Genomic DNA, 14861 nt, shown 5'->3' on the forward strand with positions numbered 1-14861 from the left:
AAATTCATTTGCCTCCAGCTACGATACGGCCCTATCTGCCAATCATATGCCTCGCCGCAACAGAGACGTCATAACAAGGTAAGCCATGGCACGCGACACGACCGACCAGACCCCCCTTTCCTCCGTTACGGAGCTTACCGATTATCTGGCGGGCGGTAACAAAGCTGAAGCCGATTTCCGTATCGGCACCGAGCACGAAAAATTCGCCTTTTTCCGCGAGAACAACCGGCCGGTTCCTTATTTCGGCGATGCCAGCATTTCCGCACTTTTGAAGGGCATGCAGGAGAAGCTCGGCTGGGACCCGATAATGGACGGTGAAAACATCATCGGCCTCGGCGAACAGCACGGCATGGGTGCCATCTCCATCGAACCGGGCGGGCAGTTCGAACTTTCGGGCGCGCCGCTTGAGAACCTGCACCAGACCTGCAAGGAATCCAACCAGCATCTGGCGACGCTGCGCGAAGTGGCAGAGCCGATGGGCATCCGTTTCCTCGGCATCGGCGGCAGCCCGCTGTGGACCTTTGACGAAACGCCACGCATGCCGAAATCGCGCTACGCGATCATGACGCGCTACATGCCGAAAGTCGGGACCAAGGGTCTCGACATGATGTACCGCACCTGCACCATTCAGGTTAATCTCGACTTTTCATCCGAAGCCGACATGCGTCAGAAGATGCGCGTTTCCATGAAGCTGCAGTCTCTGGCAACGGCGCTTTTCGCCTCATCGCCCTTTACGGAGGGCAAGCCGAACGGTCTTCTCTCGTGGCGCGGCGATATCTGGCGCGATACTGACAATCGCCGCTCGGGCGTCTTGCCCTTCACCTTCAACGAGGATTTCGGGTTCAAGGACTATGTGGAATGGGCGCTCGACGTGCCGATGTATTTCATCGTGCGCGACGGCAAATACCATGATTGCACTCATGTGACCTTCCGTCAGTTCATGAATGGTGCGCTCAAGGGCGAAATCGCCGCATGGGAACCGACCATGGGTGACTGGACGAACCATCTCTCCACCCTGTTCCCCGATGTGCGCCTGAAGCGTTTTCTGGAAATGCGCGGCGCCGACGGCGGCCCGTGGAGACGCATATGCGCCCTGCCAGCCTTCTGGGTCGGCCTTCTCTACGATCGGCAAGCGCTGGACGCTGCCGACGCACTGACGGCGGCCTGGAGCTTCGACGAGGTCATCGCCCTTCGTGATGCGGTTCCGGCCAAGGGACTGAATGCCGAAATCGCCGGCAAGCCGCTTCTCGGTATCGCGCGCGAAGTGCTCGATATTTCCCGCACCGGACTGAAAAACCGCAACCGGCTGAATGGCGAAGGTCAGGACGAGACCGTATTCCTGTCCTCGCTGGACGAGGTATTGGCGAAGAAAACGACACTCGCCGAAGACTTGCTGGCGCTTTACAATGGCCGCTGGGGCGGCTCGGTTCTTCCTGTGTTCGAGGAATACCAGTATTAAAACCAGCGGAACCGCTTCGGGTTTCGCGAGAGCGCCAATCGCAGACATAAAAAAACCCGGTGCGGCCGAGGGGGCCTGACACCGGGCAAAGGCAGGGCTATTGGCAAATCACCCTGCGGGGAAACCTTTCGGCTGGAGGGCCTCTCCGGCAGCTGGAGGCCTGCCGGATGGCGCTATTTCAAAGGGTCTTGAACCGTGTTACGGCCCGTCGACGTGCCGCGCGGGTCAGATGAGCGGTGGGATCTTCCAGCAGGCCCGTGTTGAGGGCGTCGCTGACGTCCGATCTTGCCAGGCCGATATCGGCGAGAAGACGATCATCCAGCTCGGTGAGGCCATTCGCCACGATACGATTGTAAATGCGCTGCACGAAGGTCTTGACGCGGAAAGCGACGCGGCGGAACGTATCGTTCGGCCGTGCTGTTGCAAGTTCCAGTTCCATTCTCCGTTCTGCCGTGCGCATGACACTTATCCTTTCGTAACGGCACGATGCGGCACCGCCCCCGGCGCACCACGCGCGAGAAGCTGCCTCGGGTTGGGGGCCTGACGTTTCGCCGGCCCGGGGTTGAGATTGATTTGCTTGGTGTCAAAATGTCGCAAGACTATTGATCAGTCCAACGAATGTTTCTAATGTAAGACATCAATCATTCTGATGGATGACCATCCATGTCTGCACCTCTCGACATAGACCAGCTGCACACCTTCATCGCCATCGTCGACACGGGCAGCTTCACCAAGGCCGCAGACCGCGTTTTCAAGACACAGTCCGCCGTCTCGATGCAGATGCGACGGCTGGAAGAACGCATCGGCAAACAGCTCTTCGCCAAGGACGGGCGGGGCAACCGCCTGACGGCGGAAGGCGAAAAGCTGATGAACTATGCCCGCCGTATCATCCGCCTCAATAACGAGGCGATCGCCGCCTTCGATGACAACCGGCTGGAGGGCACGCTGCGCATCGGCACGCCCGATGACTATGCCGACCGTTACATGCCCGAGATCATCGGGCGTTTCGCGAAGACTCATCCGAATGTCGAGCTTTACATCGTCTGCGAGCCGTCGGTTAGCCTTGCGGAAAAAATGGCGCGCGGCGAACTGGATATCGCTCTCGTCACCCACAATCCGCGGGCCCGCTCGTCGGATGTGGTGCGCACCGAACCGCTGTGCTGGGTCGCTTCCGCCAACCATCCGCTGAAGGACGATGCCCCGGTGCCCCTCGCCGTCGGACGACGTGACTGCCACTGGCGCCAGCTCGCCTGTTCGGCGCTCGATGCCGACGGGCGCGATTACCAGGTGCTGTTCACCAGCTGGTCTTCAACCGTCGTTGCCGCCGCCGTGCTGGCGGGCATGGCTGTTTCGGTGCTGCCGGAATCGGCGCTGCGCACCGGCATGAAGGTTCTGACCGCCGCAGACGGCTTCCCGCCGCTGCCGCCGGTGCAGATCGGCCTGATGAAACGACCGGGCCTTTCCCCATCGCTGGTGAATGCCATCACCGACCATATCACCGCCTGCCTCGACAATATCTCACCGATGAGCGTGGTCGACGAGATGGACAGCGATGTGAAGACCTATCCGAAGATGCCGCGCCTGCGCGCCGGGCATATGCTGCCGGGCTGGTAGTCCGGCGGCGGATCGTGGAGCGCCCCCTGCTGACAAGCCGGTCTGAACGCGCCTATCGCGCGCGCAGCGTCGCTACCGCCAGCAGCGTATCGCCGCTGATTCCCGCAGAGCCGCTGCCATTGAACAGCATCATGATGGGATCTGTGGTGTTCTGCGCGTTGTCATACATGACGGTAAAACGCGCGACGAGCTTCTTTACCTTTTCCGGGTCCTGAAAATCCTTGATGTCGAAGTATTTCTTCATCACCGCCACCTGCGTATCGACCGGGGCATTGCCGAGTTCGTCAGGAATGCCGAAGGTGGTGTTGATGAAACTCTGGATCGCGGTATCGGCAAGAATGGAATAATAGGACGTCGTGCCTGCCGCGATGCGCTTGAAATAAAGCGCCAGACGGACGCCGGCATTCTCTTCGCCCGCCTGCGTCTCCAGGGTCTGGGTCAGATAATTGTCCAGTGTCTCGTAGAGACCGCGCCGTGTCTGGATCAGGCTGCGGTCTTCGTGAAGGATATTGCCGTCAGAATCGAAGTTGAAGGCGGTGACGAGACGGCGGAAGACCGGATCCATTTCCTTGTTGAGATAGCTTTCGCCATCATCCAGTTTCGACGAGAACATCTTCTGCAGCTGTTCCTTCGTCACAGTTTTGGGATCGATGCCAAGCGATTCCATCGCGAATTCCGTAAGACGATCATTGCTCAGAAAATCCTTGAGCGTCTTGATCTTCTGCATCTCGCCCGTGAAATATTCCGCCTCCTTCTTGGCGGTTTCCTTGTCTTTCTCAGTGCCGAAAGCCGACTTCTTCTTGATGTAGTCAGCCGACATGGTCTGCATCTCGATTTCCGACTGTGCCAGCACCGGGGAGCCCAGACTTCCGTCCGGTGCGAAGTTGAAAAGCTCCGCCAGTTTGACATAGCGCTCGTCTTTCAGCGTATAGACGTAGCTCTTTTTGTCCTGAAGATCGCTGGTGAGGACCTTGCGGATATCCGCCGCATTCACCTTGGCCGGATCGAGGCCGACGGCCTTCAGCGCATAATTATAGACTGCGCTGCTGTCGAGGAAATCCTTGACGGACGTGACGCTTCTAATGTCACTCTTGAATAAGGTCAGCGCCTTCTCGTCGGCGGCGTCATCCTTTTCGCCGTAATGGGTCATGTAGCCGCTTGTCGTGGTCGCGGTCTGCAGCGTCGTCTGCGGCGTCGTGCCGTCGGCAAGCGTTCCGTCCGTCTTGAAATTGAACGCGTTCCTCATGGCGAGGTAGCGCTTGTCGTTCTTGCCGAAAGTCGCGATGTAATTGTTCGGGTCGTTCAGGTCGCTGGTCAGGATGTTCTCGATCGTCGCCGTCACGATCGTCAGGTCGTTAAGGTCAAAGGCAACCTTGATATAGTTGAGGAGACGCGTATCCGAGAGCAGTTCGTCCACGGTCTTGATCGAACCGATCTTCGATTCGAAATAGTCGCGGTTCAGCGTGGCGACCGTCGGCGTTACGCGCGGTGCGCTGCTGATGTAGGCATCCGTCATCACCTTGATATTGTCAGCTTTCTGCGCCCCGCCGGCGGCAACGGTGCCATCGTTTTTGAATTCGAAGGCGGCGGCGAGCTGTGCCATCTTGTTATATTGGGTAACGGCATTTGAAAGCGTCGTCTGTTCTGCGGTGATCGCGGCAAGCTTCGCTTCCCACTCGCTCTTGGGTGGCAACACGGCTTCGAGCTGCGTCAGCTGGTCCTGCCTGGTAACTTTTTCCGCCTCGAGCGCCGTGCGCTGCTCGTCTGTCAGTTCCGTTCCCGCGAGCGAAGTGTCGATTGCGGCGATCCGCGCCGTGACCTCCGCGTGCAGTTCGATATTACCCTTCATGGTCAGCTTTTCGACCGCATCATTATAGGCAGCGCCAAATTTCTGATTGAGGTAGCTGTCGGGATCGGCGATGTCGCTCGTCATCAATCCCCGGATATGGGAATAGGTATAGGTCTTCTCATCGATGCTGAAGACCTGAAATATATAGGCGCGGGCCCTGTCGTTCTGGAGCAGCTGATCAACGTTGGTGACCGTGCCGATGATCGCCTTGTAATAGCGGGTCTCTTCGGCAAGGCTGTCATCCATGTCGGTGATCGACGTCCCGTAGAGCCCGATCATCTTGTCGAGCTGTGCCTCCGTCTGAACCGTCTTTGTCGACGCCGTGAAATTGAAGGCAGCGGCGAACTCCCGATACCGCTCGTCGGTCAGCTTGTTGGCGAAGCTGTTCTGGTCGTTCAGGTCGCTCTCCAGCACCTTTTTCATGAAAGCCTTGGCATAGGTCATCTCGCCGAGGCCGAAGGCATCCATGGCATAGGAATAGAGCTGATAGTTATCGAGGAATTCATCGACGCTTTTCACATTGCCGATGTTTTCCTTGTAATATTTCGTCTGACGCTCGGTGATTGCCTGCTGCGACACGCGCGAAATGCTTGTCTTCATATCGCGGTTGATGAGGTCGTAGCTGAGATAAGTCGATACCATCCGAATGCCCCCTGGAGCCTCGCTCGTCCCCGTGGAACGTCGAAACTCCGCTTTGAATCCGCCCTGCCGTGCCTCCATCCGGAAGCGCGGCAGGGCCCGACGCGACTATGCAGGACGCGCCTTGCCCGGAGCTTGAAAGAGCACAATTTCGACCGGGATAAAAACCGCATTGTCCCGATCTCCTTTACCCAAGCGAAACCATGCCACAGTGTGTTTTGCTAACCATTTGGGAATGCAAAGTTTTCTTAACCGCGATTTTTAAGCAGTCTCGAACAGGCGGCGGATATTCTCCTGACATCAGAGGACGAAAAGTCCCGATGAGAAGACCGGAAACCGGCTCTCAGGTAAAACAAGGGTAGAATAAACATGACCAAGACCGTTCTGAAGCCCGACTGGGCCGTCGCCACTCTCAGGTTAGACCCGGCACGTTTTCCGCAACAGGTCACCTATGGAAAAGGCAATGGCGCGACCGATGTCGCCGTCACCCTCGATGAACGGGGCGCCGTTCTGAGAAAGGTTCTGTCCTCTTCCGGCCTGCCTCTGTCCTTCGCCCTGCCTGCCCGCGCCTTCAAGGGTGTTGCCGCCCGCGCCATCGACCATGGTGACGGGCAGGTGACGGTGACTCTCGAACTGCATCACGACGATCCGGATCTTTGCGTTCCGCTTCTCGTCGCCCACGATCTGTGCGATATCGCCGCCGACTGGCGCAGCTGGTCCGAGGCCTACCGCATTCCCATGCTGATGGTGGAAGCCGATGGCGTCGCCCGTCCGCTGGAAGAACATCTCGGCAAGGTGCGCACCCAGAATACCCGTCCGCGCCGCCGCCATTCCTATTTCGCGGAGCGCCGCCCGCGCTTCCTCGTTCGCCGTTCCACCGGTTCGCTCGGCATGAGCATGAAGATCGAGGGCAAGGAAATCATCGCCCGCAACTGATCTTCTTCAATCCAGAACACAAAAGCCCGGCGCGGATGACGCGACCGGGCTTTTTCGTATTCGCTATCCCAGCAGCTTACGCCAGCAGCAGCGGCAGAATGAGCCCTGCGAAAATCAGCACGCCGACGCGGTTGTTGGATTTGAACAGCACGAGACACTGGTCAACGTCATCGATATCAAGCACCCATACCTGCCGGAACAGCATGAGAGCCGCGGCGGCAAGTCCGCTATAGGCAATGACGTTAACACCCGCCGTCCAGAACGACAGGAACATCATGGCAAGGGCTGTGCCATAAAGGAAAACCAGCCAGCGATGTGTGTTTTCTCCAAACAGGAGGGCGGTAGAACCGATGCCCACCGCCGTGTCATCTTCCTTGTCCTGGTGGGCGTAGATTGTATCATAACCGATCGTCCAGGCGATGGAGCCGACATAAAGCAGGACAGCCGGCCAGGCAATCGATCCGAACTGCCCCGCCCAGCCCATCAGCGCGCCCCAGGAAAAGGCAAGGCCGAGGAAAAATTGCGGCCAGTTGGTGAAGCGCTTGGCGAAGGGATAGATCGCCACGAAGAACAGCGAGAACATACCGGTTGCGATTGCGAAACTGTTGAACTGCAGGAGGACGACCAGCCCGGCAAGCGCCTGCAGGACGATGAAGACCTTGGCCTGTCCGCGGCTCACCCGGCCCGACGGCAGCGGTCGCGAGCGGGTGCGCGCCACTGCCATGTCGATCTTGTGGTCGGCCAGATCATTATAGGTGCAGCCCGCGCCGCGCATCGCCACCGAGCCGATGAAGAACAGCACTAGATGCCAGAGCAGCGTGCCCCAGGAAAAGCCGCCGGTCGCCACCGCCGCGTTGGCCGCGAGGGCTGCGGACCAGAAGCATGGCCACATCAGCAATTGCCAGCCGATGGGTCGATCCCACCGGGCCAGCTGCGCATAGGGCCAGAGGGGCCTCGGCAAAATCCGATAGACCCAGTTATTGGATGGCGCGTCGGAGACGCGGTCTGACAAATCGCTGTGGTGAACCATGGGATGGTTCTACAGCATCAGCCGTAAAATCGGAATGGATTTCAGCAGCCGACCGTACACGCAGAAAAGCCCCGCAGCGGTTCGCGGCGGGGCTTTTCAGGAGCATATCTCCACTCGTGTCAGGGCAGGGAGAAATTGAATTTGTAGCTCGCCTGAACCCCGATGATGAACTGGTTCTTCGAACCGCGCTCGCGCACGAGCGAACTGTCCGCGGCATCGCCGGTCAGGCGGCGATATTCCGCAAAGGAGCCGACTTCGGCATTTTCGGTGACTTTCCAGGTGATGGCGGCGCCGATACCGGCCGAATGCAGGCCGCCGCCCGGGCTATAGGGCGATGGCGCGCCGGCGGCCGCCTGTGCCGCACTCACACCGTAATAACGTTCATTGTATTTGCTGCTCACCCACGTGGCGCGCGGGCCGGCCGAAATCTGGATGCCGGGGGCGATATCGGTGAAGGCATCGACAGCGACATCGCCGACCACGCCGCTGTGGCTGCGGATGCCCTGACGAACTTCGCCGCGAACGCGCAGCCAGTCGGTCGGATAAGCCTCGGCAAAACCACCAAGCTCGCCGCCGCGCTTGATACGCGTCATGCCCTTCAGATCGGCAGAATCACCCTCATCACGTGGAGAAATCAGGCGGCCGGCGAGACCCATGCTGATCGGACCGTTATCCAGAAGCGAGATGGAGGCGCTGTCGTTCCGGGAGGTGAAACGGGCGCCCTGCCCCTGACGGCCGAGGGAAACGATGGGCGAAAAGCCGAATTCATTCTTGTTATCGCCCTGATATTTCGGCGCAGTGAAACCCGCGCCGCCGAGTTTCAGATACCAGTCGCCGGAAAACCAGCCATCCGCATGGGCATTGCCCACGGCAAAAAGCGATACAACACAGGCGGCAACGGCCGCTGATGGCTTGAACATGAAAGAACCCCAGAAACGCAATACAGACAGGTGTCCGTAGAATTAGAGGGATTGTCTTTCCATTCGATTAACCAGTGCGTTAAGAAGCAGACACCACTGCGAGGCTCACGACACGGCGCCAAACCTCTCGTTCGTCATGCTCGGGCCTGTCCCGAGCATCTGCGACCGAAGGACTTTACGCAACGTGGATAGATCTTCGGAACAAGCCCGAGGGTGACGCCGAGATTGCGGAGACGCTTGTCAATACTCTCCGCAATTCGGTCACTCGTCGCCCACACCGTCGTCAGAATGTCACTTTCTCCAGCGGCGCCCGGGTCTTCTCAAACTCCAGCAGCTTTGCCTCGTTCTGCGCAATGTAGTCGCGATTATGCGGCACGGCATCGCGGTCCTTGGCGATCTGGATCTGGAAGATGTGGAAGTTTTCATGGGTGAAGGCCATTTCCGACCCCGCCAGATAAAACTCCCACATGCGGAAGAAGCGCTCATCGTAAAGCGCGATCGCTTCTGCCCTGCGTGCCACGAAACGTTCCCGCCAGTGGCGAAGCGTATGGGCATAATGCATGGGCAGAATTTCGATATCCTTTACCAGCAGCCGCGACTTCTCGAGGGCCGGCAACACTTCCGCGAGCGATGGGATATAGCCGCCGGGGAAAATATATTTTTCGATGAAGGGGTTGGTCGCCAGTGCCGGATAGGGCTGACCGATGGAATGCAGCACCATCACGCCCTTGTCATCAAGCACCTCCGCCACCTTCTCGAAATAGTCGCGATAATGGGTCGGCCCGACATGTTCGAACATGCCGACGGAGACGATGCGGTCGTATTTTTTCGAGGCAGGCAGATAACGATAATCCTGCAACTCGAAGCGGACATTGCCGGCAAGACCGCGTTTTGCGGCTCGGTCGCGGGAAACGCGCAGCTGTTCCTCGCTAAGCGTGATGCCGGTGACATCGGCTCCGGCGCTCTCGGCGATATACATGGCCATGCCGCCCCAGCCGGAGCCGATTTCCAGAACACTCTGGCCCGGCTCCGTCATCAGCTTGGCGGCGATGTGCCGCTTTTTCGCGACCTGCGCCTCATAGAGGCTGATGCCGGGCGGATTGAAATAGGCGCAGGAATATTGCCAGTCCTCATCGAGAAAGAGGTCAAACAGCTTTGCGCTCAGATCATAATGGTGGGCGACGTTGCTCTTGTTGTGATTGACCGGCAGATGCATCTTGATGCGGGCGGCGATGATGCGAGCCATGCCACGCCAGATCATGCCGAAGGACAGGGCTTCGCTCAGCGTATTGCTTTTGACCAGCGCCAGAAAATCATAAATGTCGCCTTCCGCGACCTTCATGCGGCCTTCCATGTACATTTCAGCAAGCTTGAGCGCCGGATCGGCGGCAATCTCCTGCATGGCGGCTTCGTCGGCGAAGTTGAGAACCACCTTCTTTCCGGCACCATTGCCGAATGTGCGGCTGCCGCCGGGGCTGTTGACGGTCAGATCACCGTTCTTGATTATCTTTTCGAGAAGAACATGCAGAGACGACGCCATGGCACCCCCAATTGCTAAGTCTCACTTATCAATTTTGCTGACCGTATTCCTTTCGGCATAAGTTGCAAGATAGTCTTATTTCAAAAAAATTGAACGATTTCATCAAGCAAAAAGCCCTGCCGAGGTGTATGGCAGGGCTTTACTCAGAAAAATCATTTCAACCGCAGGTCAGCGCCGCTTCATGGCTTCAGCCAGGGCAGCTGCCAGTGCACCACCGGATTGCGACCCCTCGTTGCGATCTTTGGGCTTGGCTGTCGCGTGGCGCATGGCGTTTGTATTGCCCCTCTCCCGCATCGGCTGCGGCGCAGCCTCGCCACCATCCTTACGCATGGTCAGCCCGATGCGCTTGCGCTTCACATCCACTTCAACGACTCGCACCTTGACGACATCACCCGCCTTGACGACCTCATGCGGGTCTTTGACGAAACGGTCGGCGAGCTGCGAGACATGCACCAGCCCGTCCTGATGCACGCCGATATCCACGAAGGCGCCGAAGGCAGCCACATTGGTAACGGTACCTTCCAGCAACATGCCGGGTTTCAGATCGGTGATCTCGTCCACGCCCTCGGCAAAGGTCGCGGTCTTGAAGCTCGGGCGCGGGTCACGGCCGGGCTTTTCCAGTTCGGCGATGATGTCCTTGACGGTCGGCAGGCCGAATTGCTCATCGATGAACTTCTTAGGGTCCAGCGACTTCAAGGTGGCGCTATCGCCCATCAGCGAGCGCAGATCGCGGCCGCAGGCGGCGACGATCTTCTTCGCCACGCCATAGGCTTCCGGGTGAACGGACGAGGCATCCAGCGGCTCCTTGCCGTTTGGAATGCGCAGGAAGCCCGCGCATTGTTCGAAGGTGCGCTGGCCGAGGCGCGGCACTTTGAGCAATTCCTTGCGGCTCGCGAATGGACCGGTCTGATCGCGATGGGCAACGATGGCATCGGCAATCGAGGCGCCGAGACCGGAAACGCGCGCCAGAAGCGGCGACGAGGCCGTGTTGAGGTCTACGCCGACGGCATTCACGGCATCTTCCACGACAGCATCGAGCGAGCGGCTGAGGCGGCCCTGATCGACATCGTGCTGGTATTGACCGACGCCGATAGATTTCGGCTCGATCTTCACCAGTTCCGCCAGCGGGTCCTGAAGGCGGCGGGCAATGGAGACTGCTCCACGTAGCGAAACGTCGAGATTGGGGAATTCGGCCGCCGCCCGCTCCGAAGCGGAATAGACGGATGCGCCCGCCTCCGACACGATTACCTTGGTGGGCTTTGTACCTGAAGCGGAAGCCGGCAGCTGGGCCAGAAGATCGGCCACCAGCTTTTCCGTCTCGCGGCTGCCGGTGCCATTGCCGATGGCGATTAGCTCGACATTGTGCTTGCGAATGAGCAAGGCGAGTTCCGCCTGCGCGCCGCGCACGTCGTTCTTCGGCTGGAAGGGGTAAACCGTCGAGGTGTCCAGCAGCTTGCCGGTGCCATCGACCACGGCCACCTTGACGCCGGTGCGGATGCCCGGATCGAGACCCATGGTGGCGCGCGATCCGGCGGGGGCGGCCAGCAGGAGATCCTTGAGGTTCCGTGCGAAGACATTGATCGCCTCTTCTTCCGCCCGCTCACGCAACTCGCGCATCAGGTCGAGCGACAGCGACATGGAGAGTTTCACGCGCCACGTCCAGCCGGCGACCTCCATCAGCCATTGATCGGCGGGGCCAGCATTGCGGATATCGAAGGCGGCGGCGATGGTGCGCTGCGCCGGCTTCACCGGTGCGGGATCGTCTGCATCGACATCAATCGTCAATGTCAGAATTTCCTCGTTCCAGCCGCGCAGCATGGCGAGCGCCCGGTGGCCCGGCACGCTTGCCCAGCGTTCGGAATGGTCGAAATAATCGGAAAACTTCTCGCCCGCCGCCTGTTTGCCATCCACCACCTTGGCGCGGAAGGTGGCGTTCTGGCGCATGTAATCGCGCAGGCGGCCAAGCAGATCGGCATTTTCCGTCATGGTTTCAGCCACGATGTCTCGCGCGCCCTCGAGCGCCGCCTTCACATCGGCCACCTCTCCCTGCACATAGGCCTCCGCCAGTTTCGCCGGATCGGCGGCGCGGTTTTCCCATATGGCTTCGGCAAGCGGGCCAAGACCGCGCTCGCGGGCGATTTCGGCACGGGTGCGGCGCTTCGGCTTATAGGGCAGGTAGAGGTCTTCCAGCTCGGCCTTGGTGCCCGCCTGCATGATCTTGACCATCAGCTCATCGGTCATCTTTCCCTGCCCGCTGATGGAATCGACGATGGAAGAGCGACGTGCATTGAGTTCGCGCAGATAGACAAGGCGTTCGGAAAGCGTGCGCAGCTGGGTATCGTCAAGCCCTCCCGTCACTTCCTTGCGGTATCTGGCGATGAAGGGAACGGTCGCGCCCTCGTCCAGCAGGGTCACCGCCGCCTTTACCTGATCGGGGCTGGCGTTGATTTCGGAGGCGATGAGCGTGGTGAGGCGGGCGTTGTCTGCGGTCATATGGGTCTCTGCTGTCATATCTGGAGCGGCGACCATAATGTCTGATTGTGGCGTGACAACAAGAGGCGACAACGATTCCACAGGAAAGGCTGACTTCAGGGGAAAGACAGGCAATTCATCGTAGTGACCGCGGCGTCTCGAAAAGCGATTTCTGATGCAGAACGGCACCATCCGCACACCGTCACCCCGGACTTGATCCGGGGTCCAGTGCGATCAAGTCCTTGATCGCTTAAGGCTCTTTCACGGCGCAGACGCGCCGTGGCTGGATGCCGGATCAAGTCCGGCATGACGGAGGAGGGATTTGCAGCCTCTGTTCGCAGGCTAAACGCGAGGCAATCGCCACATATTCGTCTTGACCTTTCGCCCCCCTGCCCTTAACGCCCCTGACACAAGGTTACTGGCGAATTTGCAGGGGTATTGACCATGAAAGTTCTGTTGATCGGTTCCGGCGGACGCGAACATGCGCTGGCGTGGAAAATCGCCCAGTCTCCCCTGCTTGATGCGCTCTACGCAGCCCCCGGCAATCCCGGCATCGCCGACCACGCGACGCTCGTACAGCTAAACGTCGAGGACCACGCGGCCGTCATCGCCTTTGCAAAAGAAAAGGCAATCGACTTCGTCGTCATCGGCCCGGAAGCACCGCTGGTCGCCGGTCTGGCGGATGACCTGCGTGCCGCCGGCATCGCCACTTTCGGGCCATCGAAAGCGGCAGCCCAGCTGGAGGGTTCCAAGGGTTTCACGAAGGATCTCTGCGCGCGCTACGATATTCCGACCGGCGCTTACCAGCGTTTCAAATCCGCAGAGCCGGCCAAGGACTACGTCCGCGCACAGGGTGCGCCCATCGTCATCAAGGCCGACGGGCTTGCCGCCGGCAAGGGCGTGACCGTGGCCATGACGGAAGCGGAAGCGCTTGCCGCGATTGACGACTGCTTCGACGGCGCTTTCGGCGCGGCCGGCGCCGAAGTGGTGGTGGAGGCCTTCCTCGATGGCGAGGAAGCGAGCTTCTTCTGCCTTTCCGACGGCAAGACCGCGCTGGCGCTCGCAACCGCGCAGGATCACAAGCGCGTCGGTGATGGTGATACCGGTCCGAATACGGGCGGCATGGGTGCCTATTCGCCCGCCCCCGTAATGACCGCGACCATGGTGGAGCGCACCATGAAAGAAATCATCGAGCCGACGATCTCGGGCATGGCGAAAGATGGTAATCCCTTCTCCGGCGTGTTCTTTGCTGGACTGATGATTACCGCCAAGGGCCCGGAACTCATTGAATACAACGTGCGCTTCGGCGATCCAGAATGCCAGGTGCTGATGATGCGCCTGAAAAGTGATCTGCTGCCCATCCTCTACGCCACGGCCACTGGCACACTGGACAGGGTTGACGCGGAATGGCGCGACGAGGCTGCACTGACCGTCGTCCTGGCTTCCAAGGGTTACCCCGGCGCATACGACAAGAACACGCCGATCGCGCATATTCCTGAAGCGACCGAAGAAGCGAAGGTGTTCCATGCCGGGACTGCGTTGAAGGACGACAGGCTGGTGGCTACGGGTGGCCGCGTGCTGAACGTTACCGCCCTTGGAAAGACCGTGACGGAGGCGCAGGCCCACGCCTATGCGCTGGCGGACAGGGTGGAGTGGGAAAACGGCTTTTGCCGGCGCGATATCGGCTGGCAGGCTGTGGCGCGCGAAAAGGCCTGATTTTTAGATCAAACGGGCCGGCAACGAATATTTCGTTCAATTTTTACCAAGTTTGCTGACCCGATGGAAACGAAACGCCGGTAATACTTGCCCGAACATGGAATGGCGCACTTTGCCCGTATCACGAGGCGGCGCCGTTATTTGGGGGCTTTTTCGATGCGGCGTCTTCTTCTGACAGCGATTGTCGTGCTGACCGGCGGGTCTGCCATGGCGTCTTCCATCGAATATATCAACGGTGTTCACACCACCAATGGCAGCTTCATCCGTCGCGACTGCACGGGTTGCCAGCAGGTCAAGGAGAAAACCGCGGCGCAGGTTTACAGCATTCCTTCCATAGAACCCGGGACCCAGCACACGGAAATGCGGGAAGTGGATGGCAAGCAGACGCTGGTGCGCACGGAAGCATGGCTCGGCGGCGCGCCCGTGACATTTGTCAGCACCAATCCGGCATGGATGCCGAAGGAAGCGTCTGGCACCGCAATCGCCACCTATGACGACGTGGAGCCAACGGCGCATACGCAGGAAACCGCTGCGACGCCCGGCGGCATAGACATGACGACCACCACTGCGGCTACGAAGGAAATTTCGAGTACCGATGCGGCGGCCCCCTCACGCGCTTCTGCCTTGCCCGCTCCGACCAACTTCCCGGACTTCCAATTGCGCGGCAACTGACCTGCGGGTTGGAT

General features: G+C 59.5%; 11 protein-coding genes. 5 read left to right on the top strand and 6 right to left on the bottom strand.

Annotated elements, in window-relative coordinates; genetic code table 11:
* The first annotated feature begins 85 nt into the window (after positions 1-85).
* The gene (locus BLU28_RS01860; RefSeq protein WP_077986667.1) at positions 86-1459 is read left to right on the top strand and encodes a glutamate--cysteine ligase; all 1374 of its coding nucleotides are present in this window, start codon (positions 86-88) and stop codon (positions 1457-1459) included.
* Positions 1460-1637: 178 nt separating this feature from the next.
* On the opposite strand, the gene BLU28_RS01865 is transcribed toward BLU28_RS01860, so the two are convergent.
* Positions 1638-1919, bottom strand: coding sequence for a YjiS-like domain-containing protein (locus BLU28_RS01865; protein ID WP_004440146.1), 282 nt, complete (start codon positions 1917-1919; stop codon positions 1638-1640).
* A 203-nt stretch (positions 1920-2122) separates the two neighbouring features.
* Between BLU28_RS01865 and BLU28_RS01870 the strand changes: the two genes are divergently transcribed.
* Positions 2123-3073 (top strand): LysR substrate-binding domain-containing protein, encoded by a 951-nt coding sequence (locus BLU28_RS01870; RefSeq protein WP_004440144.1) that lies wholly within the window; start codon positions 2123-2125, stop codon positions 3071-3073.
* A gap of 52 nt (positions 3074-3125) precedes the next feature.
* Here BLU28_RS01870 and BLU28_RS01875 read toward each other — a convergent pair whose 3' ends face one another.
* Entirely contained in the window at positions 3126-5564 is a 2439-nt protein-coding gene (locus BLU28_RS01875; protein ID WP_077986666.1) for a DUF1217 domain-containing protein, read from the bottom strand.
* Between the two features lie 366 nt (positions 5565-5930).
* On the opposite strand from BLU28_RS01875, the gene BLU28_RS01880 reads away from it, so the two are divergent.
* Positions 5931-6497 (top strand): DUF6101 family protein, encoded by a 567-nt coding sequence (locus BLU28_RS01880; RefSeq protein ID WP_004440141.1) that lies wholly within the window; start codon positions 5931-5933, stop codon positions 6495-6497.
* Between the two features lie 76 nt (positions 6498-6573).
* On the opposite strand, the gene ubiA is transcribed toward BLU28_RS01880, so the two are convergent.
* From ubiA to BLU28_RS01900, 4 genes are all read right to left on the bottom strand, one after another.
* Positions 6574-7527: a 4-hydroxybenzoate octaprenyltransferase gene (ubiA, locus tag BLU28_RS01885; RefSeq protein WP_037090847.1), complete on the bottom strand. Its 954-nt coding sequence runs from the start codon at positions 7525-7527 to the stop codon at positions 6574-6576.
* Between the two features lie 119 nt (positions 7528-7646).
* A complete protein-coding gene (locus tag BLU28_RS01890) occupies positions 7647-8447 on the bottom strand; it encodes a MipA/OmpV family protein (protein ID WP_077986845.1) in 801 nt (266 codons plus the stop codon).
* A gap of 283 nt (positions 8448-8730) precedes the next feature.
* A complete protein-coding gene (locus BLU28_RS01895; protein ID WP_022555668.1) occupies positions 8731-9987 on the bottom strand; it encodes an SAM-dependent methyltransferase in 1257 nt (418 codons plus the stop codon).
* Positions 9988-10155: 168 nt separating this feature from the next.
* Positions 10156-12480 (bottom strand): Tex family protein, encoded by a 2325-nt coding sequence (locus BLU28_RS01900; protein ID WP_077986665.1) that lies wholly within the window; start codon positions 12478-12480, stop codon positions 10156-10158.
* Between the two features lie 423 nt (positions 12481-12903).
* Here BLU28_RS01900 and purD point away from each other — a divergent pair, with 423 nt between their 5' ends.
* Both purD and BLU28_RS01910 read left to right on the top strand, forming a co-directional pair.
* The gene (gene purD / locus BLU28_RS01905) at positions 12904-14175 is read left to right on the top strand and encodes a phosphoribosylamine--glycine ligase (protein WP_077986664.1); all 1272 of its coding nucleotides are present in this window, start codon (positions 12904-12906) and stop codon (positions 14173-14175) included.
* Between the two features lie 156 nt (positions 14176-14331).
* Positions 14332-14847 carry a plant virulence effector HPE1-like domain-containing protein gene (locus BLU28_RS01910; protein WP_022555665.1) on the top strand — a complete coding sequence of 172 codons (516 nt, stop codon included), beginning with the start codon at positions 14332-14334 and terminating at the stop codon, positions 14845-14847.
* The last annotated feature ends 14 nt before the right edge of the window (positions 14848-14861 follow it).

The organism is Agrobacterium pusense, assembly GCF_900102105.1.
GTDB lineage: Bacteria > Pseudomonadota > Alphaproteobacteria > Rhizobiales > Rhizobiaceae > Agrobacterium > Agrobacterium pusense.